The organism is Bradyrhizobium sp. PSBB068 (assembly GCA_016839165.1).
In the GTDB taxonomy this organism is placed as follows: Bacteria; Pseudomonadota; Alphaproteobacteria; order Rhizobiales; family Xanthobacteraceae; genus Bradyrhizobium.
In genome coordinates this window covers 2,253,744-2,278,335 of sequence record CP069300.1, presented here as the reverse complement: position 1 = coordinate 2,278,335, position 24,592 = coordinate 2,253,744, and the positions used below count along the sequence as shown (strand labels likewise).

The 24,592-nt window shown below is 66.6% G+C and carries 20 protein-coding genes; 9 read left to right on the top strand and 11 right to left on the bottom strand.

Going from position 1 to position 24,592, the window contains the following annotated elements:
• Window positions 1-20: 20 nt before the first annotated feature.
• Complete coding sequence (locus JQ507_10545) at window positions 21-917, bottom strand: LysR family transcriptional regulator (GenBank protein ID QRI71872.1); 897 nt, start codon at window positions 915-917, stop codon at window positions 21-23.
• A gap of 257 nt (window positions 918-1,174) precedes the next feature.
• On the opposite strand from JQ507_10545, the gene JQ507_10540 reads away from it, so the two are divergent.
• From JQ507_10540 to JQ507_10520, 5 genes are read left to right on the top strand one after another with little or no spacing between them, the layout of a single operon-like run.
• Complete coding sequence (locus JQ507_10540; GenBank protein ID QRI71871.1) at window positions 1,175-1,651, top strand: formate dehydrogenase subunit gamma; 477 nt, start codon at window positions 1,175-1,177, stop codon at window positions 1,649-1,651.
• On the top strand, window positions 1,648-3,204 hold the full coding sequence (locus JQ507_10535) for an NADH-quinone oxidoreductase subunit NuoF (GenBank protein QRI71870.1): 1,557 nt from the start codon (window positions 1,648-1,650) through the stop codon (window positions 3,202-3,204). The genes JQ507_10540 and JQ507_10535 overlap by 4 nt, the downstream gene beginning before the upstream one ends.
• A 13-nt stretch (window positions 3,205-3,217) precedes the next feature.
• Entirely contained in the window at window positions 3,218-6,094 is a 2,877-nt protein-coding gene (gene fdhF / locus JQ507_10530; protein QRI71869.1) for a formate dehydrogenase subunit alpha, read from the top strand.
• A 2-nt stretch (window positions 6,095-6,096) separates the two neighbouring features.
• Window positions 6,097-6,933 (top strand): formate dehydrogenase accessory sulfurtransferase FdhD, encoded by an 837-nt coding sequence (gene fdhD / locus JQ507_10525; protein ID QRI71868.1) that lies wholly within the window; start codon window positions 6,097-6,099, stop codon window positions 6,931-6,933.
• Window positions 6,917-7,138: a formate dehydrogenase subunit delta gene (locus JQ507_10520; GenBank protein ID QRI71867.1), complete on the top strand. Its 222-nt coding sequence runs from the start codon at window positions 6,917-6,919 to the stop codon at window positions 7,136-7,138. The genes fdhD and JQ507_10520 overlap by 17 nt, the downstream gene beginning before the upstream one ends.
• Before the next feature lie 206 nt (window positions 7,139-7,344).
• Here JQ507_10520 and JQ507_10515 read toward each other — a convergent pair whose 3' ends face one another.
• The 10 genes from JQ507_10515 to JQ507_10470 form a co-directional block, all read right to left on the bottom strand.
• On the bottom strand, window positions 7,345-10,302 hold the full coding sequence (locus JQ507_10515; protein ID QRI71866.1) for a bifunctional [glutamine synthetase] adenylyltransferase/[glutamine synthetase]-adenylyl-L-tyrosine phosphorylase: 2,958 nt from the start codon (window positions 10,300-10,302) through the stop codon (window positions 7,345-7,347).
• A complete protein-coding gene (locus JQ507_10510; GenBank protein QRI71865.1) occupies window positions 10,299-11,753 on the bottom strand; it encodes a HAMP domain-containing protein in 1,455 nt (484 codons plus the stop codon). Before JQ507_10510 ends, JQ507_10515 begins: the two co-directional genes overlap by 4 nt.
• Window positions 11,737-12,417, bottom strand: a complete 681-nt coding sequence (locus tag JQ507_10505) for a response regulator transcription factor (GenBank protein ID QRI73283.1) — start codon at window positions 12,415-12,417, stop codon at window positions 11,737-11,739. The genes JQ507_10510 and JQ507_10505 overlap by 17 nt, the downstream gene beginning before the upstream one ends.
• A 319-nt stretch (window positions 12,418-12,736) precedes the next feature.
• Entirely contained in the window at window positions 12,737-14,323 is a 1,587-nt protein-coding gene (locus tag JQ507_10500) for a Do family serine endopeptidase (protein QRI71864.1), read from the bottom strand.
• 170 nt (window positions 14,324-14,493) lie between these two features.
• A complete protein-coding gene (locus JQ507_10495) occupies window positions 14,494-15,000 on the bottom strand; it encodes a cytochrome c-type biogenesis protein CcmH (GenBank protein ID QRI71863.1) in 507 nt (168 codons plus the stop codon).
• Window positions 15,000-16,985, bottom strand: a complete 1,986-nt coding sequence (locus JQ507_10490; protein ID QRI71862.1) for a heme lyase CcmF/NrfE family subunit — start codon at window positions 16,983-16,985, stop codon at window positions 15,000-15,002. Before JQ507_10490 ends, JQ507_10495 begins: the two co-directional genes overlap by 1 nt.
• Window positions 16,982-17,491 carry a cytochrome c maturation protein CcmE gene (ccmE, locus tag JQ507_10485; protein QRI71861.1) on the bottom strand — a complete coding sequence of 170 codons (510 nt, stop codon included), beginning with the start codon at window positions 17,489-17,491 and terminating at the stop codon, window positions 16,982-16,984. The genes JQ507_10490 and ccmE overlap by 4 nt, the downstream gene beginning before the upstream one ends.
• Window positions 17,492-17,550: 59 nt before the next feature.
• Window positions 17,551-18,681: a c-type cytochrome biogenesis protein CcmI gene (ccmI, locus tag JQ507_10480; GenBank protein QRI71860.1), complete on the bottom strand. Its 1,131-nt coding sequence runs from the start codon at window positions 18,679-18,681 to the stop codon at window positions 17,551-17,553.
• Between the two features lie 318 nt (window positions 18,682-18,999).
• Entirely contained in the window at window positions 19,000-20,394 is a 1,395-nt protein-coding gene (locus JQ507_10475; GenBank protein ID QRI71859.1) for a hypothetical protein, read from the bottom strand.
• 279 nt (window positions 20,395-20,673) lie between these two features.
• Entirely contained in the window at window positions 20,674-21,555 is an 882-nt protein-coding gene (locus JQ507_10470) for a LysR family transcriptional regulator (GenBank protein ID QRI71858.1), read from the bottom strand.
• 157 nt (window positions 21,556-21,712) lie between these two features.
• Here JQ507_10470 and JQ507_10465 point away from each other — a divergent pair, with 157 nt between their 5' ends.
• The 4 genes from JQ507_10465 (at window position 21,713) to JQ507_10450 (ending at window position 24,576) form a co-directional block, all read left to right on the top strand.
• Window positions 21,713-22,459 (top strand): SDR family oxidoreductase, encoded by a 747-nt coding sequence (locus JQ507_10465; protein QRI71857.1) that lies wholly within the window; start codon window positions 21,713-21,715, stop codon window positions 22,457-22,459.
• Between the two features lie 41 nt (window positions 22,460-22,500).
• Complete coding sequence (locus JQ507_10460) at window positions 22,501-23,337, top strand: alpha/beta hydrolase (protein ID QRI71856.1); 837 nt, start codon at window positions 22,501-22,503, stop codon at window positions 23,335-23,337.
• An 83-nt stretch (window positions 23,338-23,420) separates the two neighbouring features.
• Window positions 23,421-24,167: an SDR family oxidoreductase gene (locus JQ507_10455; GenBank protein QRI71855.1), complete on the top strand. Its 747-nt coding sequence runs from the start codon at window positions 23,421-23,423 to the stop codon at window positions 24,165-24,167.
• A 28-nt stretch (window positions 24,168-24,195) separates the two neighbouring features.
• The gene (locus JQ507_10450) at window positions 24,196-24,576 is read left to right on the top strand and encodes a DUF427 domain-containing protein (GenBank protein ID QRI71854.1); all 381 of its coding nucleotides are present in this window, start codon (window positions 24,196-24,198) and stop codon (window positions 24,574-24,576) included.
• The last annotated feature ends 16 nt before the right edge of the window (window positions 24,577-24,592 follow it).

The window sequence follows — 24,592 nt, the reverse complement described above, 5'->3', positions numbered from 1 at the left end:
GTACCGACGGCCGCGAGACGCTACGCGCTCTCCAGCTTCGGCGCGACCTCGCGCGCGACCTGCACCAGGGCTGCGATCAGCGGCGTCATCGGATCGCGCTGCGGGATCACGAGGCCGATGCTGTAGTCCACCACCGGATCGACGATCGGGATGCTGCGCACGGCGTCCGCGAGGCCCAGCGTCTCGGCGAGCTTGGCCGGCATCACGCTGGCCCAACGTCCGGTCTTCACATGGGTGTAGAGCACGAGCAGCGAGTTCGACGTCAGCGTCGGCGTCGCTTCCGCGCCGACCGAGGTCAGCGCGCGGTCGATGATGCGGCGATTCTGCATGTCGGGCGTGAGCAGGCAGAGCGGCACGGTGCCGACCTCCTTCCACGTCACCTGCTTGCGGTCGCCGAACATCGCGTCCGGCGCCGTCAGCAGCCGATAGCTCTCATTGTAGAGCGGGATGGTGCGGACCTTGCCGATCGGCTCGTTCTCGATATAGGTCAGCCCGGCGTCGACCTCGAGATTTTCGAGCAGGCCGAGCACATCGGCGGAGGTGCAGGACTGGATGCGGAAACGCACATCCGGATGGCGCGCGCGGAACGGCGTCGTCAGCGAGGCCACCATGCCGAGCGCGGTCGGGATCGCCGCGATCCGGATCTCGCCGGACAGCTTGTCCTTGAGGCTGTTGATCTCCTGCTTCATCGCCCGCGCGTCGCCGACGATGCGCCGCGCCCAGTCCAGCGTCCGCTCACCCTCCGGCGTGAAGCCCTGGAAGCGCGAGCCGCGCTGCACCAGCATGACGCCGAGGATCTCCTCGAGCTGCTTGAGGCTGGTCGACATGGTCGGCTGGGTGACGCCGCAGGCCTCCGCAGCGCGGCCGAAATGCCGTTCCTTGGCCAGCGCCAGCAGCAGTTCCAGCTTGTCGATCAAGGCTCAAACCCCCTCGGAAAACGGCGCCCTAAAACGGCAGCCCGACGCGTCCATAGGTAGCACGATCCGGGTGCGATTCCGAAATCCAAAGCGGCGCGGAAGTGCGTGATTCCAGACCATTATTGCGATCCTAAATCGTCCCATCGCACAACGCTATTAATCGCGTTTCGCAATCGCCGCATGAGACAGCTTTATTGATGTTTCGAACAATTCCAACTCTGATGTGCGGAGCAAAAAACGGATCGTGAGAAGCGCGGATGACGGTGGGATACGAACCTTGGGACAGGGCGCGCGGCGCTGAGATCATCGCCGAACATGCCGGGCTTGAAGGCGCCACGCTGGTGATCCTGCACGCGCTGCAGGAAGCGTTCGGCTACGTGCCTGAGCCCGCGATCCCGATGGTCGCAGAGGCACTCAATCTGTCCCGCGCCGAGGTGCACGGCGTGTTCACTTTCTACCACGACTTCCGCAAGCAACCGGCCGGACGCCACGTCCTCAAGCTGTGCCGCGCCGAGGCCTGCCAGGCTGCCGGCGGCGATCGGCTTGCCGCGCGCGCGGAGGCAAAACTCGGCGTTTCCCTAGGCAATACCACCGCGGACGAGCGCGTGACGCTGGAGCCGATCTACTGCCTCGGGCTATGCGCCACCGCGCCCTCGGCGATGCTCGACGGTCGCGTGGTCGGCCGGCTCGATGAAGCGCGCATCGATGCGCTGGTCGCGGAGGCACAGCGATGACGATGCGGATCTTCATCCCCCGCGACGCCGGCGCGGTCGGCGTCGGCGCCGATGAGGTCGCCCTCGCCGTCGCGCAAGCCGCAGCCGCGCGCGGCACGCCGATCGAGATCGTCAGGACCGGTTCGCGCGGGCTGTATTGGCTGGAGCCGATGGTCGAACTGGCAACCGCGCAGGGCCGCATCGCCTTCGGTCCGGTAACACCTGCGGACGTGCCATCCCTGCTCGATGCGATGGCCGGCAATGGCCCGCATGCCCTGCGGCTTGGTCTCACAGACGAGATCCCCTGGCTGAAGCGCCAGACACGCCTCACCTTTGCCCGTTGCGGCGTGATCGATCCGCGCTCCGTCGACGACTACCGCGCCCATGGCGGCTACAAGGGCCTGGAGCGGGCGCTGACGCTGACCTCCGACCAGATCCTCGCCGACGTCACCACGTCAGGCCTGCGCGGCCGCGGTGGCGCCGGATTCCCGACCGGCATCAAGTGGAAGACCGTGGCGCAAGCCAGTGCCGACCGCAAATACATCGTCTGCAACGCCGACGAAGGCGACAGCGGCACCTTCGCCGACCGCATGATCATGGAAGGCGACCCTTTCGTCGTCATTGAAGGCATGACGATCGCGGGGATCACGGTCGGCGCCACCAAGGGCTACATCTACATCCGCTCGGAATATCCGCACGCGGTCGAGGCGATGAACGCGGCGATCGCAGGCGCGCGCCGCGCCGGCCTGCTCGGCAAGTGCATCGGCGGCTCCGCGCATGAGTTCGATCTCGAGGTGCGGGTCGGCGCGGGCGCCTATGTCTGCGGCGAAGAGACCTCGCTGCTCGAGAGCCTAGAGGGCCGCCGCGGCATCGTCCGCGCCAAGCCGCCGCTGCCGGCGCACAAGGGCCTGTTCGGCCGGCCGAGCGTGATCAACAACGTGCTGTCATTCGCGGCGATCCCCTTCATCCTCGACAACGGCGCCAAGGCCTATGCCGATTTCGGCATGGGCCGCTCGCGCGGCACGATGCCGATCCAGCTCGCCGGCAATATCAAATATGGCGGGCTGTTCGAGACCGCGTTCGGCGTGACGCTCGGCGAACTCGTCGACGAGATCGGCGGCGGCACCTTCACCGGACGCGAGGTGCGCGCGGTGCAGGTCGGCGGACCGCTCGGGGCCTACTTCCCCCGCGCGCTGTTCGACACGCCGTTCGACTATGAGGCGTTCGCGGCGCGCGACGGCCTGATCGGGCATGGCGGCATCGTGGTGTTCGACGACACCGTCGACATGGTCAAGCAGGCGCGCTTCGCGATGGAGTTCTGCGCGATCGAATCCTGCGGCAAGTGCGCGCCGTGCCGGATCGGCTCGACCCGCGGCGTCGAGACCATCAACAAGATCATCAATGGCGAGCGCGTCGCGGAAAACCTCGCCGTGATCGAAGACCTCTGCAACACCATGAAGTTCGGCTCGCTCTGCGCGCTCGGCGGCTTCACGCCCTACCCCGTGATGAGCGCATTGAAACACTTCCGGGAAGACTTTGGTCCCGCACCGGCCCGGCTGCAGGCCGCGGAATAGCAAGGAAATCACGATGTCGCTGATCCAGGAAACCGACTTCGGCACGCCCAAATCCAAATCCGAGGCGATGGTGACGCTGACCATCGACGGCAACCAGATCACCGTGCCCGAGGGCACCTCGATCATGCGCGCCGCGATGGAAGCCGGCACCCAGATTCCGAAGCTCTGCGCGACCGATATGGTCGACGCCTTCGGCTCCTGCCGGCTCTGCCTGGTCGAGATCGAGGGCCGCGCCGGCACGCCGGCCTCCTGCACCACGCCGGTGATGCCCGGCCTCGTGGTGCACACCCAGAGCGAGCGGCTGAAGAAGCTGCGCAAGGGCGTGATGGAGCTCTACATCTCCGACCATCCGCTGGACTGCCTGACCTGCGCCGCGAACGGCGACTGCGAATTGCAGGACATGGCGGGCGCGGTCGGCCTGCGCGACGTGCGCTACGGCTATGAGGGCGAGAACCACGTGTTCGCCAAATCGCACGGCTGCGAAAACGACAATTGGATGCCGAAGGACGAATCCAATCCGTACTTCACCTACGATCCCTCGAAGTGCATCGTCTGCTCGCGTTGCGTGCGCGCCTGCGAGGAGGTGCAAGGCACCTTCGCGCTGACGATCTCCGGCCGCGGCTTCGACAGCCGCGTCTCGCCGGGCATGAACGAGAGCTTCCTCGGCTCCGAATGCGTCTCCTGCGGCGCCTGCGTGCAGGCCTGCCCGACCGCGACGCTGACCGAAAAATCCGTGATCGAGATCGGCCAACCCGAGCATTCGGTCGTCACCACCTGCGCATATTGCGGCGTCGGCTGCGCCTTCAAGGCCGAGATGCGCGGCGAGGAAGTGGTGCGCATGGTGCCGTGGAAGGACGGCAAGGCCAATCGCGGCCATTCCTGCGTCAAGGGCCGCTTCGCGTGGGGCTACACCACCCACAAGGAGCGCATCCTGAAGCCGATGATCCGCGAACGGATCGAGGATCCCTGGCAGGAAGTGTCGTGGGACGAGGCGATGAACTTCGCCGCCGCGAAGTTCAAGGGCATCCAGCAGAAATACGGCCGCGACGCGGTCGGCGGCATCACCTCGTCGCGCTGCACCAATGAAGAGACCTATCTGGTGCAGAAGCTGATCCGCGCCGGCTTCGGCAACAACAATGTCGACACCTGTGCCCGGGTCTGCCATTCGCCGACCGGCTACGGCCTGTCGCAGACCTACGGCACCTCGGCCGGCACCCAGGATTTCGACTCGGTCGAGGATACCGACGTCGTGCTGATCATCGGCGCCAACCCAGCCTCGGCCCACCCGGTGTTCGCCTCGCGACTGAAGAAGCGGCTGCGCCAGGGCGCCAAGCTGATCGTGATCGATCCGCGCCGCACCGAGATGGTGGAATCGCCGCACGTAAAGGCGCTGCATCTGCCGCTGCTGCCCGGCACGAACGTCGCCGTGCTCACCGCGCTGGCCCATGTCATCGTCACCGAAGGGCTCGCCGACGAGGCCTTCGTGCGCGAGCGCTGCGACTGGAGCGAGTTCGAGGACTGGGCCGCCTTCGTCGCCCAGGACAAGCACAGCCCGGAAGCGACCGCGATCATGACCGGCGTCGACCCGAAGGCGCTGCGCGAGGCGGCGCGAATCTATGCCACCGGCGGCAACGGCGCGATCTATTACGGGCTCGGCGTCACCGAGCACAGCCAGGGCTCCACCACGGTGATCGCGATCGCGAACCTCGCGATGGCGACCGGCAATATCGGCCGGCCCGGCGTCGGCGTGAACCCGCTGCGCGGCCAGAACAACGTGCAGGGCTCCTGCGACATGGGCTCGTTCCCGCACGAGCTGCCGGGCTATCGCCACATCTCGGGCGATGCGGTGCGCGAGCAGTTCGAGGCGATGTGGAACGTCAAGCTCAACAACCAGCCGGGCCTGCGCATCCCCAACATGTTCGATGCCGCGATCGAGGGCTCCTTCATGGGGCTCTACGTGCAGGGCGAGGACATCCTGCAGTCCGACCCGAACACCAAGCACGTGGTGGCGGCGCTGTCGGCGATGGAATGCGTCATCGTCCATGACCTCTTCCTGAACGAGACCGCGAACTACGCCCACGTCTTCCTGCCCGGCTCGACCTTCCTCGAGAAAGACGGTACCTTCACCAATGCCGAGCGCCGCATCCAGCGTGTCCGCAAGGTGATGACGCCGCTCAACGGCTATGCCGACTGGGAAGTGACGATCATGCTTGGCAAGGCGATGGGTTTCACGATGAACTACTCTCATCCGTCCGAGATCATGGACGAGATCGCCGCGCTGACGCCGACCTTCGCCGGCGTCTCCTACGCCAGGCTCGACGAGCTCGGCTCGGTGCAGTGGCCCTGCAACGAGAAGGCGCCGGAGGGCACGCCGGTGATGCATATCGGCGGCTTCGTGCGCGGCAAGGGCAAGTTCATCCTCACCGAATATATCGCGACCGACGAACGCACCGGCCCGCGCTACCCGCTGTTGCTCACGACCGGGCGCATCCTCAGCCAGTACAATGTCGGTGCGCAGACCCGCCGCACCGAGAACGTGGTGTGGCACGCCGAGGACCGGCTCGAAATCCATCCGCACGACGCCGAGCAGCGCGGCGTGCGCGACGGCGACTGGGTGCGGCTGGCGAGCCGCGCCGGCGAGACGACGCTGCGCGCCGAGATCACCGACCGCGTGGCGCCGGGCGTGGTCTACACCACGTTCCACCATCCGGACACCCAGGCCAACGTCATCACGACCGACTTCTCGGACTGGGCGACCAACTGTCCCGAGTACAAGGTCACCGCCGTGCAGATCTCGCCGTCGAACGGTCCGTCCGACTGGCAGAAGGCCTATGACGAGCAGGCGCGCATCTCCCGCCGCATCGCGCCTGTCGTGGAAGCCGCGGAGTAGCGATGCGCGAGCCCGTCCACAAGGCGATCCGGAAGGTCTGGCGCGACGGCGTCTTCAGCGACGGCGCGCGCCTGATCCCGGAGGAGACGCCGCTCGCGCTGACCTATAATGGCGGCACCTATGCCGTGATGATGGGTTCGCCCGAGGATCTCGGCGACTTCGCGGTCGGATTCAGCCTGAGCGAAGGCATCGTGCAATCGACTGAGGAGATCGAGACCCTCGACATCGTCGAGCTCGACGACGGCATCGAGCTGCGGATGTGGCTCAGGCCCGACAGGGCCGAGCGGATCGCCGAGCGGCGACGCAACATCGCCGGTCCGACCGGCTGCGGCCTGTGCGGCCTCGATTCGATCAGCGAGGCGGTGCGGCCGGCCGCGGTGGTGCCGACGGGCCGCATCTTCTCGCCGCGCGAGATCATGACGGCGGTCGCGGCGGTGGCGCCGCTGCAGGAGATCAACCACCAGACCCGCGCCGTGCACGCCGCCGCGTTCTGGACCGCCACGCGCGGCATCGTGGCGCTGCGCGAGGACGTCGGCCGTCACAATGCGCTCGACAAGCTCGCCGGCGCGCTGGCCCGCGACAAGGTGGGCGCGAGCGACGGCATCGTGCTGCTGACCAGCCGCGTCTCGGTCGAAATGGTGCAGAAGACCGCCGCGATCGGCGCGCCGCTGATCGCGGCCGTATCGGCGCCGACAGCGCTTGCGGTGCGGATGGCGGACGCCGCCGGCATCACGCTCGCCGCAATCGCCCGCGCCGACGGATTTGAGATCTTTACCCATCCGGAACGCGTCACAGGCGCAGTGCCCGGCAAGGAGTCCGCTTATGTCGTCGTCGCCTGACAAACTGGTCTATATGGCGAACCAGATCGGAAAGTTCTTCCACAGCCAGGGCCACGACCGTGCCGTGCAGGGCATTTCCGAGCACATCTGGAAGTTCTGGGACCCGCGGATGCGCAAGCAGATCTTCGCCCATCTCGACGCCGGCGGCGCCGGCCTCGAGCCCGATGTGCTCGACGCGCTGCTCAAGCTGAGGCAGCAGGCCTAGCCGGCCGCAAACTCCGCACTGTTTCTCACCGTCACCCAGAGGAGCCGCGCAGCGGCGTCTCGAAGGGTCGACGGCCCGGCTGGTGGCCGCGCATCCTTCGAGGCTCGCCCAGCGGCGCAATTGCGCCGCAAGGCTCGCACCTCCAGCGACAAAGGCAAAGCCTTTGCGCGGGGATGACGCGATTGAGATCGTGGAGTCGGCTACCGCTAACCCACGATCGCGTTGAAAACCCGGCGGACCTCGCTCTGGGTCTCGCGCAGGCGCGCTTCAAGCGCGGAGAAATCCGGCGCATCGCCGGCGCGCGCCATGACGCGCCGCAGATCCTCGCCCGCGGTCTCCGGATTGAACTTGCCGGTCACGCACAGCCGCAGGATCTGTGTGAGGTCGTGATAGAGCCGCGCCGCCGAGCGCAGGATCTCGGCTTCGGACTGGCCGAGCAGGCCGAGCTTGGCGGCAGTATCGAGCACCTGGAGCGTCGAGACGCTGAGGATCTCCGGCTTCACTGATGCATGCGCGAGCTGCAGATACTGCGCGATGAAATCGATGTCGACGAGCCCGCCGGCGGCGAGCTTGAGGTCCCAGACGTCGTCCTCGCCCTTCTCCAGCGCGATCGCGCGCCGCATGTCGGCAACGTCGGCGGCGGTCGACGCCGGATCGCGCGGCCGGGTCAGCACGCCGCGGATGATCGCCTCGATCCTCTCGCGGAATTCCGCTGACGACGAGATCACGCGCGCGCGCGTCAGCGCCATGTGCTCCCAGGTCCAGGCCTCGCGCTCCTGATAGTCCGCGAACGCATCGATCCGCGAGGCGACCGGACCGGCGCGGCCGGACGGCCGCAGCCGCATGTCGACCTCGTAGAGCACGCCGTAATTGGTCCGGGTCGTGAAGGCGCTGATCAGGCGCTGGGTGAAGCGGGCAAAATACTGCGCGCCGTGCAGCGAACGCTCGCCGTCGGAGTCGGGCGCCTCGCTGTCGAAATCGTAGAGCGTGATCAGATCGAGGTCGGAGGACGCCGTCATCTCGCGGCTGCCGAGCCGACCCATCGCGAGGATCGCGGTCTCCTGCCCCTTGATGCGACCGTATTGCGCTGCGAACTGGTCGGTGACGAGGCCGTGCACGGTGTGCACGATGCCTTCCGCAACATCTGCGAAAGCCGTGCTCGCGTGCTGCGCCGACACCGTGCCGGACAGGATCCGCGTGCCGATCAGGAACAGGCTCTCCTGGCCGAACAACCTGAGGCGATCGAGGAAGTCCTCGTAGGACGAGGCATCCTGCAACGTGGCGGCCAGCCGCTCCGACAATTCCTTCTTGTCCGGCATCGCGCCGAAGAAGCGCGGATCGACCAGGCCGTCCATGATCTGCGGTTGCCGCGCCAGCATGTCGCCGAGCCGCGGCGCCGCGCCGAGGATTAATGCGACCAGCGCCACGAAATCGCGGTTCTGGCTGAGCAGCGAGATCAGCCTTCCGCCCCGCTGCAGCGCGCCGAGGAAACGGTCGAACGCCGCCACCGCGTCGTCCGGCTCCTCGGCATGCGCGAGACCGTCGATCAGGCCGGGAATGAATTCGAGAAACGCCGCCCGCGTCGCCTCGACACGCAGCGCGCGATAATCGCCCTCGATCCACTGCTGCACGGTGCCGGCCACCGCGACCGGCTTCTTGAAGCCGAGTTGGGCGAGATGTTCGATCAGGCGGCCGTCTTCGGGCCCGGCGCCATAGTCGACATCCGGCAGCTTCGCGGTGCCGGTCGGGTCGTCGCCCTCGAACAGCTTGCCGTAGTGGTTCTGCACGATCTTGAGCTGGCCGAGCAGGTCTTTGGCGAAGGCCTCGCGGTTCTCGTAGCCGAAGAAATGCGCAAAACGCTCGACGTCCTCGGGCGCTTCGGGCAGCGAATGGGTCTGCTCGTCGGCGATCATCTGCAGCCGGTGCTCGACCCGGCGCAGGAATTCGTAGGCCGTCGTCAGCTCGTCGCGCGCCTCGAAGGTGATCCAGTTGCTGTCGGCGAGCACATTGAGCGCTTCCAGCGTCGGCCGCACCCTCAGCTCGGGATGGCGGCCGCCCGCGATCAGCTGCTGGGTCTGGGCGAAGAACTCGATCTCGCGGATGCCGCCGCGGCCGACCTTGACGTTGTGGCCCTCGACCGAGATCTCGCTCTGGCCACGATAGGTCTGCATCTGCCGCTTCATGTCGTGGACGTCGGCGAGCGCGGCAAAATCGAGGTGCTTGCGCCAGACGAACGGCGCGAGCTCGGCGATCAGCGCCTCGCCCGCTCTGGGATCGCCGGCGCAGGGCCGCGCCTTGATCATCGCGGCGCGCTCCCAGGTCCGTCCCTCGCGCTCGTAATAGTGCAAGGCCGCGTCGGTCGAGATCGCGACCTGGGTCGAGGCCGGGTCCGGGCGCAGCCTGAGGTCGACCCGGAACACATAGCCCTCGCCCGAGCGCTGCTGCAGCATCCGCGCCATCGCCTGGGTGACGCGGACGAAGAACGGCTGCGGCTCGATGTCCTCGGCGAGCGAGGTCGCCGTGCGATCGAAGAACACGATCAGGTCGATGTCGCTGGAATAGTTCAGCTCGCCGGCGCCCATCTTGCCCATCGCAAGCACGATCAGGCCCGAGCCGACTTCGGGATGCTCGGGATCGGCGGCGGTCATGCGGCCGCGGGCGACTTCCTGCCGGAACAGATAGCGCAGCGCCGATTGCACCGAATTCACCGCGATGTCGGTCAGCGCCGCCGTCACCCGCATCACCGGCCAGACGCCGCCGATGTCGCACAGCGCGATCATCAGCGCGGCCTCCGCCTTCATGCGGCGAAGCAGCACCATCACGTCGGCCTCGCTGCCGGCGGCGAGCACGTCGCGGGAGGCGGTCTCGATCAGCCCCGCCAGATGCGACTCCGGGTCGCACGACAGGATCCGGATCAGCCGGCCGGCATCCGCGCGCGCGAGCTCGAACAGATAGGGCGAGAACTCGGCAATGCCGCGCAGGATGTCGCGTGCAAACGGATGCTCCAGCAAGACTGCGAGCGCGGCCGATTGCGCCGGCTCGAGCTCGGCGAACCAGTCAGTCAGGCGCTGATCAGCGGATTCGGGCGCGGCGACACGCGGTCCATCCGCGAACCGCGCGGCCAGACAGTGTCGATCCGCGTTTCCCGGCGCGGCGGCATTCATGCCGCCTTCTGTGGCACATCCTGCGTTTGAGCCGCAAGCCTGTCACTGCCGCCCGCCCGCGCCGGCAGCACCAGCGTGGCCACCAGCCCGGGATGGGCATCGCCGAGCCTGAGCTCGCCGCCATGGAGCGTGGCGACCGCCGAGGCCAGGCTGAGGCCGAGACCCGAACCGGGTAAGGTGCGGCTCGCCTCCAGCCGGACGAAGCGCTCCACCGCGTGCTTGCGATCGCCCTCGGGGATGCCTGGACCGTGGTCGGTGACGCTGAGCAGGACCTGATCGCCCTCGCGCCGCGCCTCGATCAGGATCTCCCGCGCATCCGCCTTCATCGGCTCGACGCCCGGGTCGGGCTTGCCATATTTGATGGCGTTCTCGACCAGGTTGGCGACGGCCTGGCTGATCAATTCGCGGTTGCCGTGAACAGGCGCCGGCGCAGTCTTGACCTGCAGCGTCATACCATCGTCCTCGGCCAGCGGCTCGTACAATTCGTGGATGCCGTTGGCGACGTCGGCGCCGTCGAAATCGTCCATGTTGCCGCGCGCCTGACCGGACTCGGCCCGCGCGATCATCAACAGCGCGTTGAAGGTGCGGATCAGCCCGTCGGATTCCTCGATCGTCCGCTCCAGCGCCGCACGATAGTCGGCCTCGCTGCTGGAGCGCGCCAGCGCCTCCTCGGCGCGGTTGCGCAGCCGCGTCAGCGGTGTCTTGAGATCATGGGCGATGTTGTCGGAGACCTCCTTCAGCCCCGTCATCAGCGCCTCGATACGCTCCAGCATGACGTTGAGATTTTCCGCGAGGCGGTCGAGCTCGTCGCCGCTGCGGCCGACCGGCAGCCGGCCCGAGAGATCGCCCGCCATGATGCGCCTGGTGGTGCCGGTCATGGCGTCGATCCGGTGCAGCACGCGGCGGGCGACGAAGATGCCGCCGCCGATGCCGAGCACGACCACGACTAGGATCGACCATTGCGCGGCCTTGGCGACGATGCCGAACAGCCGCCGCCGCTCCTCGAGGTCGCGCCCGACCAGGAGGCGGAAGCCGTTGTCCATCTCAGCGACCCGCACCAGCGCGCGGTGATCGGTCTTGTCCTGGTCGTCGATCCGGCGATAGGCGGTCTCGCTCCAGCCCTGCACGCTCATCACACCCGGCGCCAGCGAGCCGACATTGCCGGCCAGCGCCTGCCCGTTCGGCGCGGTCAGGAGATAGAGATTGGCCCCCGGCCGCAGCGCGCGATTGCCCATGGTGGTCAGCAGGCCGTGCAGGCCGCGGCGATTATAGATGGACGTGATCTCGCCGATCTCGACGTTGACGGTCGTCGTGATCTGCTCGGTGATCAGCCGTCGCGTGTTCCAGGCGAAGTAAGCCAGCAGCGAGGCGGCGAACAGCGCGAACAGGAACAGATAGACCAGCGTCAGCCGAAACGCCGTGGTCCGGATCAGTTTACCGAATGCCGTCACGGATCATATACCCCGCGCCGCGGATGGTATGCAGCAGCGGCCGCTCGAAACCCTTGTCGATCTTGGAGCGCAGCCGCGAGATGTGGACGTCGATGACGTTGGTCTGCGGATCGAAATGATAGTCCCAGACATTCTCGAGCAGCATCGTGCGCGTCACCACCTGCCCTGCATGCTTCATCAGATATTCGAGCAGCCGGAATTCGCGCGGCTGCAAGGTCAGCTCGTCCTTGCCGCGGGCGACGCGATGCGACAGCCGGTCGAGCTCGAGGTCGCCGACCTTGTAAGTGGTCTCCTCGGCCGGCCCGACATTGCGCCGTGACAGCACCTCGACGCGCGCGAGCAGCTCGGCGAAGGAATAGGGCTTCGGCAGGTAGTCGTCGCCGCCGGCGCGCAGGCCCTTGATGCGGTCATCGACCTGGCCGAGCGCCGAGAGGATCAGGACCGGCGTCCGGTTGCCCTTGTCGCGCAGGCTGCCGATCAGCGACAGGCCGTCACGCTTGGGCAGCATGCGATCCACCACCAGCACGTCATAATCGCCGGTCTCGGCCATCGACAGGCCTTCCTCGCCGTCGGAGGCGAGATCTGCGATGTAGCCGACCTCGCGGAATGCCTTGACCAGATAGTCGGCGGACTCGCGGTCGTCTTCGATGATCAGGATGCGCATTTGCGGAGCGGTGGCGGTCACGGGAATGGGCCCTCTGTCAGCATGGCGCGGCCGGCCTGCACATGCAAGACGACCGCGCATATTCCGGAACTGTTGTGGGCGCATGATCTGACCGGAAAACCGGTATCCACTTTTCCGGATCATGCGCGGGAAAAAGTGGGCGGTGAAGCTGGGGGACTCCACCGCCCTGAGACCTTCCGACGGAGGGGGGCATATTCCATCGAAAGGCAACATAGGGAGCGAGCAAGGCGCCCGCCCCCCGGAACGCGCCGTCGGCGGGGGCGACGAATGCCGGCGACGCGTTCCAACTCATAGATAGTTATCCCTTGGCCAGCGGCACTGCCACGAAGCGCGACGAACCGCCGCTCTTCACGCGCATGAGAACGCTGTTCTTGTTGTCGTTGCGCGCCGCGGTGATCGCATCACGCACCTCACCGGCGGTGCCGACGGTCTTGCCGGCGACCTCGAGGATCACGTCGCCTTCCTTGAAGCCCCGCTCGGCGGCAGCACTCTTGGGATCGACTTCGGTCACGACCACGCCCTCCTTGCCGGCGCCGGCCACGCTGTTGGCGGGCGCCACGGTGAGGCCCAGCTTCGGCACGTCGGTGCCGCGGGACGAGTTGCCCTTGTCGCTGTTGTTGTCGGTGTCAGCCTTGGCTTCCAGGCTGTTCGGCAACTGGCCGAGCGTCAGGTTGACGGTCTTGTCCTGCCCCTTGTGCAGCACGTTCAACTTCACGGCATTGCCGGGCGCGAGGCCGCCGATGGTGCGGGCGAGTTCGCGCGCATCCTTCACCGGCTCGCCATTGACGGCGGTGATGACGTCACCGGACTCGATGCCGGCCTTGGCCGCGGGGCCGTTGGCCTGCGGTTCGGCAACCAGCGCGCCTTCGGCCTTCTTCATGCCGAGGCTGTCGGCGATATCGGAAGTCACCGGCTGGATCTGGACGCCGATCCAACCGCGGCTGACCGAGCCCTTGTCCTTCAGCTGGGCGACGACGCTCTTGACGGTCTGGGCCGGGATCGAGAACGCGATGCCGACGCTGCCGCCTGACGGCGAGTAGATCGCGGTGTTGACGCCCATCACCTCACCCGAGACGTCGAACGCCGGGCCACCCGAATTGCCCTTGTTCACGGGCGCATCGATCTGGATGAAGTCGTCATACGGACCGTTGCCGATGTCGCGGCCGGAGGCGGAGACGATGCCCGCGGTCACAGTGCCGCCGAGGCCGAACGGATTGCCGACCGCCAGCACCCAGTCGCCGATCCGCGGCTTGGTGTCGGAGAGCTTGGCAAACTGGAAGTTGGAGCCGCCCTCGACCTTGATCAGCGCGAGATCCGTGCGCGGATCGGTGCCGATCACCTTGGCGGAGAAAGTCTTGCCGTCGTCGGTCGTGACTTCGACCTTGTCGGCGCCGTCGACGACGTGATTGTTGGTCACGGCATAGCCGTCAGCCGAGATGAAGAAGCCGGAGCCCTGGCCCGTCACCACGCCACCGCCACGCGGTCCACCGCGCAGGCCCGGGGGCAAGCCATCCGGACCGCCGAAGCGGCGGAAGAAGCGCTCCATCGGCGAACCCGGCTGGAACGGCGAATCGTCATTGTTGCTGTCGTCCTTCGCGACCTTCTCGCGAATGTTGACCTTGACCGAGATCACCGACGGCTTCACGCGCTCGACGATGTCGGCAAATCCGACCGGCTGCTGGACCTTCTTGACCTCGTTATTGACCTGCGCATGCGCAGGGGTCGTGAACAGGTCGGCCGGGTTATGGGTGGGGCTGAAGCCATAGGTGGCGGCACCGAGGCCGGCCACGACCGAGGCCATCAGCGCAAGTTTGCGGGCAGAGAGCAGCGAGCGCTTCGGCGCCTTGTAGGACGGAAGGGACGAGAGGTCGGGACGGTCGGTCATGTGTTGAAATCTCCAAGGCCAGATTCACCGGTGCGGGGGCGGGCACCTGATGGACCTGAACATGGGGTCATCAGCCTTACGGCGCGCTGGCTGCGGAATTAAACTTTGGTAATCGAGCAGGTTGGCGCTGCGGCAGAATAGCGCAGGCAAATTAATCGCTTAAAAAGGAACTAAAGCGACTTGTCCGGCGCGGAGTCCGCCGCCAGCAGCCGTTCGAGGCGAGCCTCTTCGTCGGGCGTCAGTCCGGGGCCGGAATCGCCCCCGCCGGCTGCCGGATTGCCCTTGCGCCGGCCGAGGCGCCAGAGCGCAAAACCACCCAGCAAAAGCGCCAGCGGCGGGGTCAGCCACAGCACCAGCGTATGCTCGTTGAGGCGCGGCTTGAGCAGCACGAATTCGCCGTAGCGGGCGACCAGGAAATCGATCACCTGGCGATCACTGTCGCCGGCCGAGATCCGTTCCCGAACCAGCAGGCGGAGGTCGCGGGCCAGCGGCGCCTCGGAATCGTCGATCGACTGGTTCTGGCAGACCATGCAGCGCAGCTCTTTGGAGAGCTCGCGCGCCCTCGCCTCCTTTGCCGGGTCCGTCATGATCTCGTCGGGCAGCACCGCGCGGGCCGGCATCGCGCCGAGCACCAGGGTCGCCGCAAGCACAGCGGCTGCAAGCGCGCGCGACCGCATCACTCGGCCGCCTGCAATGCGCGCGCGGCCGCCTTCGCCGGCTTCGGCGCGCCGACCCGCAGGCGGCGGTCGGACAACGACAGCAGGCCGCCGAACGCCATCAGCACCGGTCCCCACCAGATCATGAGCACCAGCGGCTTGTGATAGATGCGCACCGCGATTGCGCCGTCGGTCGCGATGTCGCCGAGCGAAATGTAGAGCTGGCTCGCGCCGCGGGTCAGCAGCGCGGCCTCGGTCGTCGAGGCGCCGCGCGTGGTGAAGTTGCGCTTCGACGGGGTCATCACGCTGATCTTCTCGCCGTCACGCGTCACGGTGAATTGCGCGACCATCTCGCGGAAGTTCGGGCCCTGCCGCGGGTTCAGGCCGTCGAGCCGCAGCTGATAGCCGGCGACGCGGGCGACGTCGTCCGGCTTCATGGAGCCGATATATTCGCTGTTCCAGGTGGTCTCGCAGACGATCCCGATCAGCGCCACGCCGAGACCGGCATGTGCGAAGGCGGTGCCCCAGGTCGCGCGCGGCAGGCCACGCGCCCGGCGCAGCGAGAGCGACAGCGGAATCCGGAACAGCGCGATGCGTTCGGCGAGGTCGCACAGCGCACCCATGATGACGAAGGCCGCAAGCCCGATCGCGAGCGGCGCCAAGGTCGCGCCGCCATAGGTCCACGCAAGCACCAGGGCCATTGCCACCAGCGCAACGATGCCGGCAACCATCAACCGCTGCGCCGCGCCGAGCAGGTCGCCGCGCTTCCAGGCCAACAGCGGACCGAACGGCACCGCGACCAGCAGCGGCACGAACAGCGGCGCGAAGGTGAAGTTGAAGAACGGCGCGCCGACCGAGATCTTCTCGCCGGTCAGAACCTCGAGCGCCAGCGGATACAGCGTGCCGATGAACACGGTCGCGCAGGCGGTGGTGAGCAGGAGGTTGTTGAGCACCAGCGCGCCTTCGCGCGAGATCGGCGCGAACAGCCCGCCCTGCTTCAGCGCCGGCGCGCGCCAGGCGTAGAGCGACAGGCTGCCGCCGATGAAGACGAACAGGATCAGCAGGATGAACACGCCGCGGGTCGGATCGGTCGCGAAGGCGTGAACCGACGTCAGCACGCCGGAGCGCACCAGGAAGGTGCCGAGCAGCGACAGCGAGAAGGTCAGGATCGACAGCAGCACGGTCCACACCTTCAGCGCATTGCGCTTCTCCATCACCAGCGCCGAATGCAACAGCGCGGTGCCGGCAAGCCACGGCATCAGCGAGGCGTTCTCGACCGGATCCCAGAACCACCAGCCGCCCCAGCCGAGCTCGTAATAGGCCCAGTAGGAGCCCATCGCGATGCCGAGCGTCAGGAAGATCCACGCCATCAGCGTCCACGGCCGCACCCAGCGCGCCCAGGCGGCGTCGATCCGCCCCTCCAGCAACGCCGCCACCGCGAACGAGAACGAGATCGAGAAGCCGACATAACCGAGATAGAGCATCGGCGGATGCACCGCGAGGCCGATGTCCTGCAGCACCGGATTGAGGTCGCGCCCCTCGATCGGCGGGTTGGCGATGCGCAGGAACGGGTTCGAGGTGATCAGGATGAACAGATAGAACGCGCTGGCGACCCAGGCCTGCACCGCCAGCACATGGGCGCGCAGCGACAGCGGCAGATTGTTGCCGAAGGCCGCGACGAGGCCGCCGAACAGCGCCAGGATCGACACCCACAGCAGCATCGAGCCTTCATGGTTTCCCCACACGCCGGTGATCTTGTAGAGCAGCGGCTTCAGCGAATGCGAGTTCTCGAAGACGTTGGCGACCGAGAAATCCGAGGTGACGTGCAAGGTCACCAGCGCCGCGAACGACGCCGCGACGAACAGCAATTGGGCAAGCGCGGTGGAGCGCGCAACGTTCATCAGCGCCGCATCGCGCCAGCGCGCGCCGACGATCGGCACGATCGACTGGATCAGCGCGAGCCCAAGCGCGAGCACCAGGGCATAATGTCCGCTTTCGGCGATCACCGCATGGCTCCCTGGGTCGGCGCCGCGGAGGCGCTCGGCGTGTTGCCCGGCTTGTTGTCCGGCTTGGCGCCGTAGTCGTCCTTCCAATGGCCCTGCTTCTTCAAGGCGTCGGCGACGTCCTTCGGCATGTAGGTCTCGTCATGCTTGGCGAGCACGGTGTCGGCACGGAACACGCCCGACGCATCGAGCGCGCCTTCGGCAACGACGCCCTGCCCCTCGCGGAACAGATCCGGCAGGATGCCCTTGTAGGCCACCGGCAGCGTCGCGCCGCCATCGCCGACGGTGAAGGTCACCGCGAGATTGTCGCCGCGCTTGAGCGAGCCCTGCTCCACCAGGCCGCCGAGGCGGAAACGCTTGCCGGGGCCGAGATGCTTTTCGGCGACCATCGACGGCGTCGAGAAGAACACGATGGAATCGCGCAGCGCGTTCAACACCAGCCCCGCGGCGATCGCGAGCACGACGAGCGCACAGCCGATCAGTGTCAAACGCCGTTGCTTCCTGGTCATGGTCCATCCTTGCGCATGACGTTCCCCGAAAACCGCTGTGCACTTTTCGGCGTCATGCCCTATCCATCAAGCCCGAGATTCTTCAACCCTTCATTGAGCTGACGCAACCGATCCGCATTGTTGGCCACGGCCTGACGGGCATCCGCGAGCGCGCTCATCGCCTTGTCGCGATCGCCCATCACGAGATAGGCGCGCACCAGCCGCAGCCAGCCCTCGACGTCGTCGCCATTGGTCTTCAGCCGCGTCGCCAGCCGGTCGACCATGCCCTTGATCATGGCGCCGCGATCGGCCTCGCTCATGTCCTTCGCCGCCGCGACCGCACCGTCGGGCAGCGTGGGTGCGCTAACGCCCGGGGCGACGTCCGGCACGGTGCCGCCGACCCGCACCAGCGCCGCCTGCACCAGCGGCCGCCACGGCGCATCCGACGGCCCCTTCGCCAGCATCTTCTGCCAGAGCGCAGCCGCATCGGCCTTGCGGCCGTCCTGCTCGGCGGCGAGACCCAGGAAGTAATTCGCCTTGGCATCGTCGCCATTCAACGCGACCGCGCGCTCGAACTCCGCCTTGGCGTCCGCGGTGACGACCCCGCCGGCGCTCCCCATCAGCGCCTCGCCGAGATCGGCGCGGCGATCGGCGCTGTCGCCGGCGTAGGTGATGGCGTTGCGATAGGCGCGGACCGCGTCATCGTAGCGGCCGAGCCGCGACAGCACCGGCGCCAGCACGGTCCAGCCGCGGCCGTCGGTCGGGTTCTTCTCCAGATGGGCCTCGACCTGCGCGACCAGATTGGCGAGCGGCTGGTTGGCATCGGCCACCTTGCTGCGCTCGGCGAGCGGAAAGTCGCCGAGCCGCGGCGAGCCGAGTGCGAGATAGACGCCCGAAGCGATCACCGGCAGCCCGACCAGCGCCACGATTGCGGCGGCACGCCGCAGCGTGAGACTGCCCTGCACCGGCGCCTCGCGTCCGCTCTGGTCGGCGGCGGCCAGCAGCCGGCGGCTGATCTCGATCCGCGCGGCATCGGCCTCGGCGGCGCCGATGATCCCTGAGGCCATGTCGCGGTCGATCTCGGCGAGCTGGTCGCGGTAGACCACGACCTCGCTGCCGCCGGTGTCCGCCCGTCCGCGGCGGCTGAGCGGCCACAACACGGCAAAGATCGCCGCGACCGTCATCAGCGCGAACACAAACCACAGCGTCATCAAGCGGTTCCCGGATGGACCGGCGGCTTCCGGCAAGCCGCCTTAGAATCGCTTTACACTACCGGCGGCGAGCCCGGCAATTGACAATTGCTGGATCGACCGAAGGTCGGAATCAGGCGGCTTCCGGTGCCGTTCCGGCGGTATTGCAAGCGCATATTCGGACCAAGGCGCGCGCTACCAAAATATCGAAAACAACCCCATGCAAAGGTGCCGGCGGACGGCTGCCGGCTCCCGAATGCCGACTTGACACGTCGGGCAACTCAGCCGCACACTTCCATTATTCCGAAATCGCGCAAACATTCGCCGTCAGCGGTAATGCTACCCCGCCCGCGACGACTTCCGCTCGCCGGTCACCGCATTCTCCGCCGCGCGGTTCATCAGCGACGCGTAGTCGTGGCCGAACAGCACCTCGCAGAAGCGGATCGCGGCCTTGACCTGCTGCTGGCGGAAGGACCGGACCCGGGCATCGCCGCCGCGCAGCGACTGCACCAGCCCCTCGGTCGACTGCTCGACATAATGCTGCAGGTCGGAGAAGGTCCGCAGCGTCACCTCGTTGATCGCGAGCTCGCTGGCGTAGGTGCGGCACACCGCGACGAAATCGATCAGGGCGGCGGCGTCCTCGACCTCGGACGGGTCGATCTTGGCGCCGGCGGTGATGTCCTTGTCGGCGCGCTGGCGCAGGATGCGGCGGACCCGGCCCGGCACGCTGTCGATCTCCGATTGCAGCGCGTTGGAGGTGTCGGCGCGGACCGACGTCAACTGGCGGCCCCAGGTGGAGTCGTTGCGCAGATCGAGCTCGGTGCGCAGGCCGCGGACCCCGTCATGCAGGGTCTTGAGCTGCTCGCTGACATATTCGAAATGCCCGCGCCGGATGTCGGTGCGCAGACAGGCCGCGACGAATGACAGGTCATGCAGCGCGATGGTGACGGCGATGCCGTAGGGCGTTGCCGCAACCCGCAACTCGTCGTCGGAAGCCGCCATCTTGATGGCGAGACGGATGATCTGCCAGGGCGCGGCGAGCCGCTGCGCAATCAACGACAGCGCGAACGGCAATAGCTGCGGCGTCTGCAGCGACGGCAGTTTGAGCGCCTCCATCGCGGATGCGATCTGGGAATCGGAAAACACGCGGATCTGGCTCGGCAGCCGGCTGCCCAGGGTTTCGAGCGCTTCGCGGGCCTGCAGCACCAGGCCGATCGGCAGCAGGTCCTCGACGACGCTCGGCGGGCCCACGCGTGACAGCGCGCGCTGACGGTCGTCCTGGCTCGGCCCGGCGATCTTGAGGATGGCTTCAGCAGCCGCCAGCTGGAACTTGCGCGCGGCGATCTCCATCGGACCGCTCTCGGCCGCCACCCCCAGCGTCGCCTCGAAGTCGCGCGCCGCCTGGGGCGCACCCTCGCGGGCCAGCCATTGCCAGATCGGCAGCAGCGAGGCGCGCCGGAGCTGGCCGGGCCGGGTCGGGAAATTGGTCTCGGCAAGGAACGGCTCGAGCGGCCGGAACAGCAGCCGCGCCGGATCGTCGCTGCGCGGCTCGATCCGCTCGTCCTCCTCGGCCCCGCGCACGATCTTGCGCAGCTGCTCGAGCACCAGATTGGCCACGGCGACGTCGTCGCCGCGTTCGACCGCGCGCTCCAGCTCCCGCATCAGCAACGCCTGCGATTGCGGCGGAAGCTGCGCGAGATAATCCCTCAGCCGCTCGGTCGATTTCTGGCTCATGCGCCCGGTCGTGAAAGCTTGGTGCCCGGCAAACGCCGCAGCCCGTCCGCCCGCGATGATAGAGGCGGGCGCGTTAAGAAGCCGTTTAGGAATAATAGCGGCGCCGAAGCGAGGACAGGGCGCGTACTCATAAACTGGGACGCCCGCTTTCAGGGGCGAAGCAGACACGCGGACCAGACGTCGGGAATATCGCCTTGACCCGAAGCGGATAATTTGGGTGGCCTGGTTCCAGCGCCCCCATTTGAGCAGAGGACGAGGCCACCGAAGCCGGTGGGCCGGCTAGGCCGCATTCAAACCGTCGATTCTTGAAAGAAACGTCTTCAAGATCGGCGAAGCGTTGGCGCGATGATAGCCGACCGTTACGTCGATGGTCGGCGGCGCTCCTTCGAGCGGTAGGCTCACCACCGACCAGGGCAGAAAATTCTTTGCCGAGGCCGGTAAGATCGCAACCCCGCGGTTGGATGAAACGAGGGAGATCGCCATCGCATAGTTGTCGATCTCGAATGCCGGAGTAATCTCGATGCCGCAGCGATCGAGGTAACCGGCGATGATGGCCCGCAGCACACGTGGCACTTTCGAGATGCCGATATAGGTCTCGCCGACCAACTTCTTCGGATCGAAAGTCTCTCGCTGTGCGAGCTTGTGATCGCTGGGCAGAACCGCCACCAAGGGCTCCTGCGCCACCACCTTGAACTCGATATCCGGAGTGGGTTCTGAGCGCACGAATGCCACGTCCAGCCTGCGGTGCGCGAGTTCCTCCAGCAGCGTCGCGGAGTGATCGCTGGATACGCGGATTTCGATGTTGGCCAGTTCGTTGCGCAACAAACCGGTGGCGCGCGGCAGCCACTCGACTTCCTGTCCGGTGGTGAAGCCGATCGCGAACACTTGCTTGCTTGGCTGGGCCGCGCGGCGGGCGCCTTCGGTGGCGGCTTCGGCCTGCATCAGTGCCAGTCGCGCGTGATCGAGGAACACCTTGCCGGCTTCCGTGAGCTCCACGCCGCGGACGCTGCGGGTGAGCAACGGCACGCCGACCTCATATTCGAGGTCGCGGATCTGGCGGCTCAGGGATGGCTGAGCGGTGTTGAGCCGCCTTTCGGCAGCGACCGTGAGGCTTCCCTCCTCGGCGACGGCGACGAAGTAGCGGAGATGACGAAGCTCCATTCCATGCTCTCCAGGTATGGATGCGGAACTTACAAAGTCTTTTTCAAAAGCGCTAGCTGAGCCCAAATAGCTTCCAACACCGACGAGACACCAGCTTCTGACCATGCCCTCTGGGCAGGGACCGAGTGGCTAGTGCCCAATTCGAGGAGCTTTCGCCATGTCCACCCCCGTAGTCCTCATCACCGGAGCTCTGACCGGCATCGGCCGCGCTACCGCCATCGCCTTCGCCAAGCAGGGCGCGACCGTGGTCGCTTCGGGCCGCCGAGAGGCGGAAGGCCAGGCTCTGCAGGCCGAACTCCGGAGCCTCGGCGCCAAAGCAGCCTTCATCCGAGCCGACGTGCGACGTGAGGATGACATCGGCTTTCTGGTCGACCAGACGGTCGCGCGTTTCGGCCGGCTGGATGTTGCGGTGAATAACGCCGGCACCGAGGGCACGCCGGGCCCGGTGACTTCGACCACGCTGGAAAGCTATGCCGCGATGTTCGACACCAACGTGTTCGGCACCCTGCTCAGCCTGAAGCACGAACTCAGGGTCATGCAGCCTCAGGGGTCGGGAAGCATCGTCAACATCTCCTCCACCATGGGCGAGCGCGGCGCAGCCAACCTGTCGCTCTATGTCGCCAGCAAGCATGCCGTCGAAGGCCTCACCAAATCGGCGGCACTCGAGGCGGCAGCGTTCGGCATCCGTGTCAACGCTGTGGCGCCGGGGCCGACAGACACCGCGATGCTCGATCGCCTGACCGGCTCGCCCGAAAAGAGAGCGGCCTTTTACGCCGCCGTGCCGCTCAAGCGCGGCGCGAGGCCAGAGGAAATCGCAGAGGCCGTCGTTTTCGTCGCGTCCGAGAAGGCCTCGTTCATCACAGGGCAGATCGTACGGGTCAACGGCGGCAAGACCGCAAGCTGAATCCGATCGTCCGCTCATCTCATAGATAAAGGAGCTCTACCATGACCACGCATACACACCAAACTGCGCCTACCCAATTCGTCGAAGCCAACGGCATCCGCTTCGCCTATCGGCGCTTCGGCAAGACCGGCGGCGTACCGATCGTCATGAACATTCATTTCCGCGGCACCATGGACCATTGGGACCCGGCGGTGACCGACGGCCTGGCCGCGCAGCGCGAAGTCATCCTGTTCGACAACGCGGGCATTGGAGCCAGCACGGGCGAGACGCCGTCGACCATCCCCGGCATGGCGACAGACGCCATCGCCTTCATCAAAGCGCTTGGGATCGGCAAGACTGACGTCCTCGGCTATTCGGTCGGCGGCAAGGTCGCTCAGGAGATCGCCGTGCAGGCTCCCGATCTGGTGCGCAAACTGGTCCTGGTGGGCACCGGGCCGCGCGGCGCCGACACCGCTGCCAGCAAATCGGCAGAGATCTTCTCTGCCACCTACGATCCGCCCGAACATCTGTGGATCGCCGCGCATTTCCTGCCCAATGCAACCGGCCGCGCGGCCGGACTGAAGTACCTCGAACGCAAGTATCGCCGCAAGGACCGCAGCCCGGAGGTGAGCGAGGCATCGGCCACGGCGCAGTACGCGGCGATCGTCAAGTCAAACGAGAAGACCGACGGAGTGTGGGATTACCTGGCCGATATCCATCATCCGACTCTGGTGGTCGACGGCAGCAACGACCTGATCATACCCACGATCAACGGATTCACGCTGCAGCAGCGCCTGCCGAACGCGCAACTCATCGTCTATCCGGATTCGAGCCACGGGCCTCAGAACCAGTACCCGGAGCTCTTCGTGGCCCACACCACCATGTTCCTGGATGCATAACAAAGACGAGGGTCGTCGGGCCGGTCGGCCGCGCTTCCAGCGCGTCCGACCGGTGTCCTTGATTTCATAGAAGGAAAATCATCATGAAATCGTGCTGTGGAAAGACCGCGCTCGTCACCGGCGCCTCGCGCGGCATCGGGCGAGCCGCCGCCCTCGCTCTCTCCAGGGCGGGAGCCCAGGTCCTGATCCACTACGGACGCAACGCCGCAGAGGCACGCTCGGTAGTCGACGAGATCAAGACCACAGGAGGCAGGGCCGAGGCGATCGGCTTCGATCTCTCGGACGCCCAAGGCGCGCACAGGCTCGCCGCCAAGGTCCGCGAGATCGTCGGCGAACGGCTCGACATCCTTGTTGCGAACGCCGGAGTGGCCAAAGCCGCGACGATCGAAGAGACCACGATCGGAGATTTCGACGAGCTCTTCGCCGTCAACGTCCGGGCTCCGTTCTTTCTGGTCCAGCAGTTGCTGCCGATCCTCAAAGAAGGATCCAGCGTCATCTTCACCTCTTCGCTTGCGGCCCATGCGGCCGTGGGAGAGCTCGCTGCCTACGCAGCCACCAAGGGAGCCATCGACACCCTGGTCAAGCATTTCGCCCTGGTCCTCGGAGCGAAGGGCGTGCGCGTCAACGCGGTCGCGCCTGGCGTGGTCGAGACCGACATGTCCAGTTTCGCCAGGACCGAGGCCGGCCGCGATTTCACGCTTTCTCTGCAGGCGCTGAAGCGGGTGGCACAGCCCGACGACATCGCCGGCGCCATCGCCTTTCTCGCCTCCGACGCCGCGCGCTGGGTTTCCGGAGACACGCTGCGCGTGGACGGCGGATCGAAGCTTTGAGCGAAAACAAAGATCGAAAGTAAACATCATGACCCTACAAACGATCAAGATCCCCGGCCCCGACCACCCGATCACCCTCGAGCGGAACGATAAGCGCGTCATCGTCACTGTCGGCGGACGCGTGATCGCTGACACGCGGCGAGCCTTCACGCTGCTCGAGGCCAAGTATCCGCCGGTTCACTACATTCCGCGCGAGGACGTGGACATGGCAGCCCTCGCGAGGTCGGCGACGCAGACTTACTGCCCCTATAAGGGCGATGCGGCCTACTTCAGCATTCCGTCCGCCGGCGAACGTTCGACCGATGCGGTCTGGACCTACGAAGCGCCCTATGAGGCGGTAGCCGAAATCAACAGCCATCTCGCTTTCTACCCCGACCGCGTCGATGCGATCGAGGAACAAGCCGCCTGAGCGGCATCTTCAAGGA

What these genes read in the sequence shown, in the direction of transcription:
- JQ507_10540 (QRI71871.1), top strand. Translation starts at nt 1,175, where the DNA reads ATGACGGTGGGATACGAACCTTGGGACAGGGCGCGCGGCGCTGAGATC.
- JQ507_10535 (QRI71870.1), top strand. Translation starts at nt 1,648, where the DNA reads ATGACGATGCGGATCTTCATCCCCCGCGACGCCGGCGCGGTCGGCGTC.
- fdhF (QRI71869.1), top strand. Translation starts at nt 3,218, where the DNA reads ATGTCGCTGATCCAGGAAACCGACTTCGGCACGCCCAAATCCAAATCC.
- fdhD (QRI71868.1), top strand. Translation starts at nt 6,097, where the DNA reads ATGCGCGAGCCCGTCCACAAGGCGATCCGGAAGGTCTGGCGCGACGGC.
- JQ507_10520 (QRI71867.1), top strand. Translation starts at nt 6,917, where the DNA reads ATGTCGTCGTCGCCTGACAAACTGGTCTATATGGCGAACCAGATCGGA.
- JQ507_10515 (QRI71866.1), bottom strand. Translation starts at nt 10,302, where the DNA reads ATGAATGCCGCCGCGCCGGGAAACGCGGATCGACACTGTCTGGCCGCG.
- JQ507_10505 (QRI73283.1), bottom strand. Translation starts at nt 12,417, where the DNA reads ATGCGCATCCTGATCATCGAAGACGACCGCGAGTCCGCCGACTATCTG.
- JQ507_10500 (QRI71864.1), bottom strand. Translation starts at nt 14,323, where the DNA reads ATGACCGACCGTCCCGACCTCTCGTCCCTTCCGTCCTACAAGGCGCCG.
- JQ507_10495 (QRI71863.1), bottom strand. Translation starts at nt 15,000, where the DNA reads ATGCGGTCGCGCGCGCTTGCAGCCGCTGTGCTTGCGGCGACCCTGGTG.
- ccmE (QRI71861.1), bottom strand. Translation starts at nt 17,491, where the DNA reads ATGACCAGGAAGCAACGGCGTTTGACACTGATCGGCTGTGCGCTCGTC.
- ccmI (QRI71860.1), bottom strand. Translation starts at nt 18,681, where the DNA reads ATGACGCTGTGGTTTGTGTTCGCGCTGATGACGGTCGCGGCGATCTTT.
- JQ507_10475 (QRI71859.1), bottom strand. Translation starts at nt 20,394, where the DNA reads ATGAGCCAGAAATCGACCGAGCGGCTGAGGGATTATCTCGCGCAGCTT.
- JQ507_10470 (QRI71858.1), bottom strand. Translation starts at nt 21,555, where the DNA reads ATGGAGCTTCGTCATCTCCGCTACTTCGTCGCCGTCGCCGAGGAGGGA.
- JQ507_10465 (QRI71857.1), top strand. Translation starts at nt 21,713, where the DNA reads ATGTCCACCCCCGTAGTCCTCATCACCGGAGCTCTGACCGGCATCGGC.
- JQ507_10460 (QRI71856.1), top strand. Translation starts at nt 22,501, where the DNA reads ATGACCACGCATACACACCAAACTGCGCCTACCCAATTCGTCGAAGCC.
- JQ507_10455 (QRI71855.1), top strand. Translation starts at nt 23,421, where the DNA reads ATGAAATCGTGCTGTGGAAAGACCGCGCTCGTCACCGGCGCCTCGCGC.
- JQ507_10450 (QRI71854.1), top strand. Translation starts at nt 24,196, where the DNA reads ATGACCCTACAAACGATCAAGATCCCCGGCCCCGACCACCCGATCACC.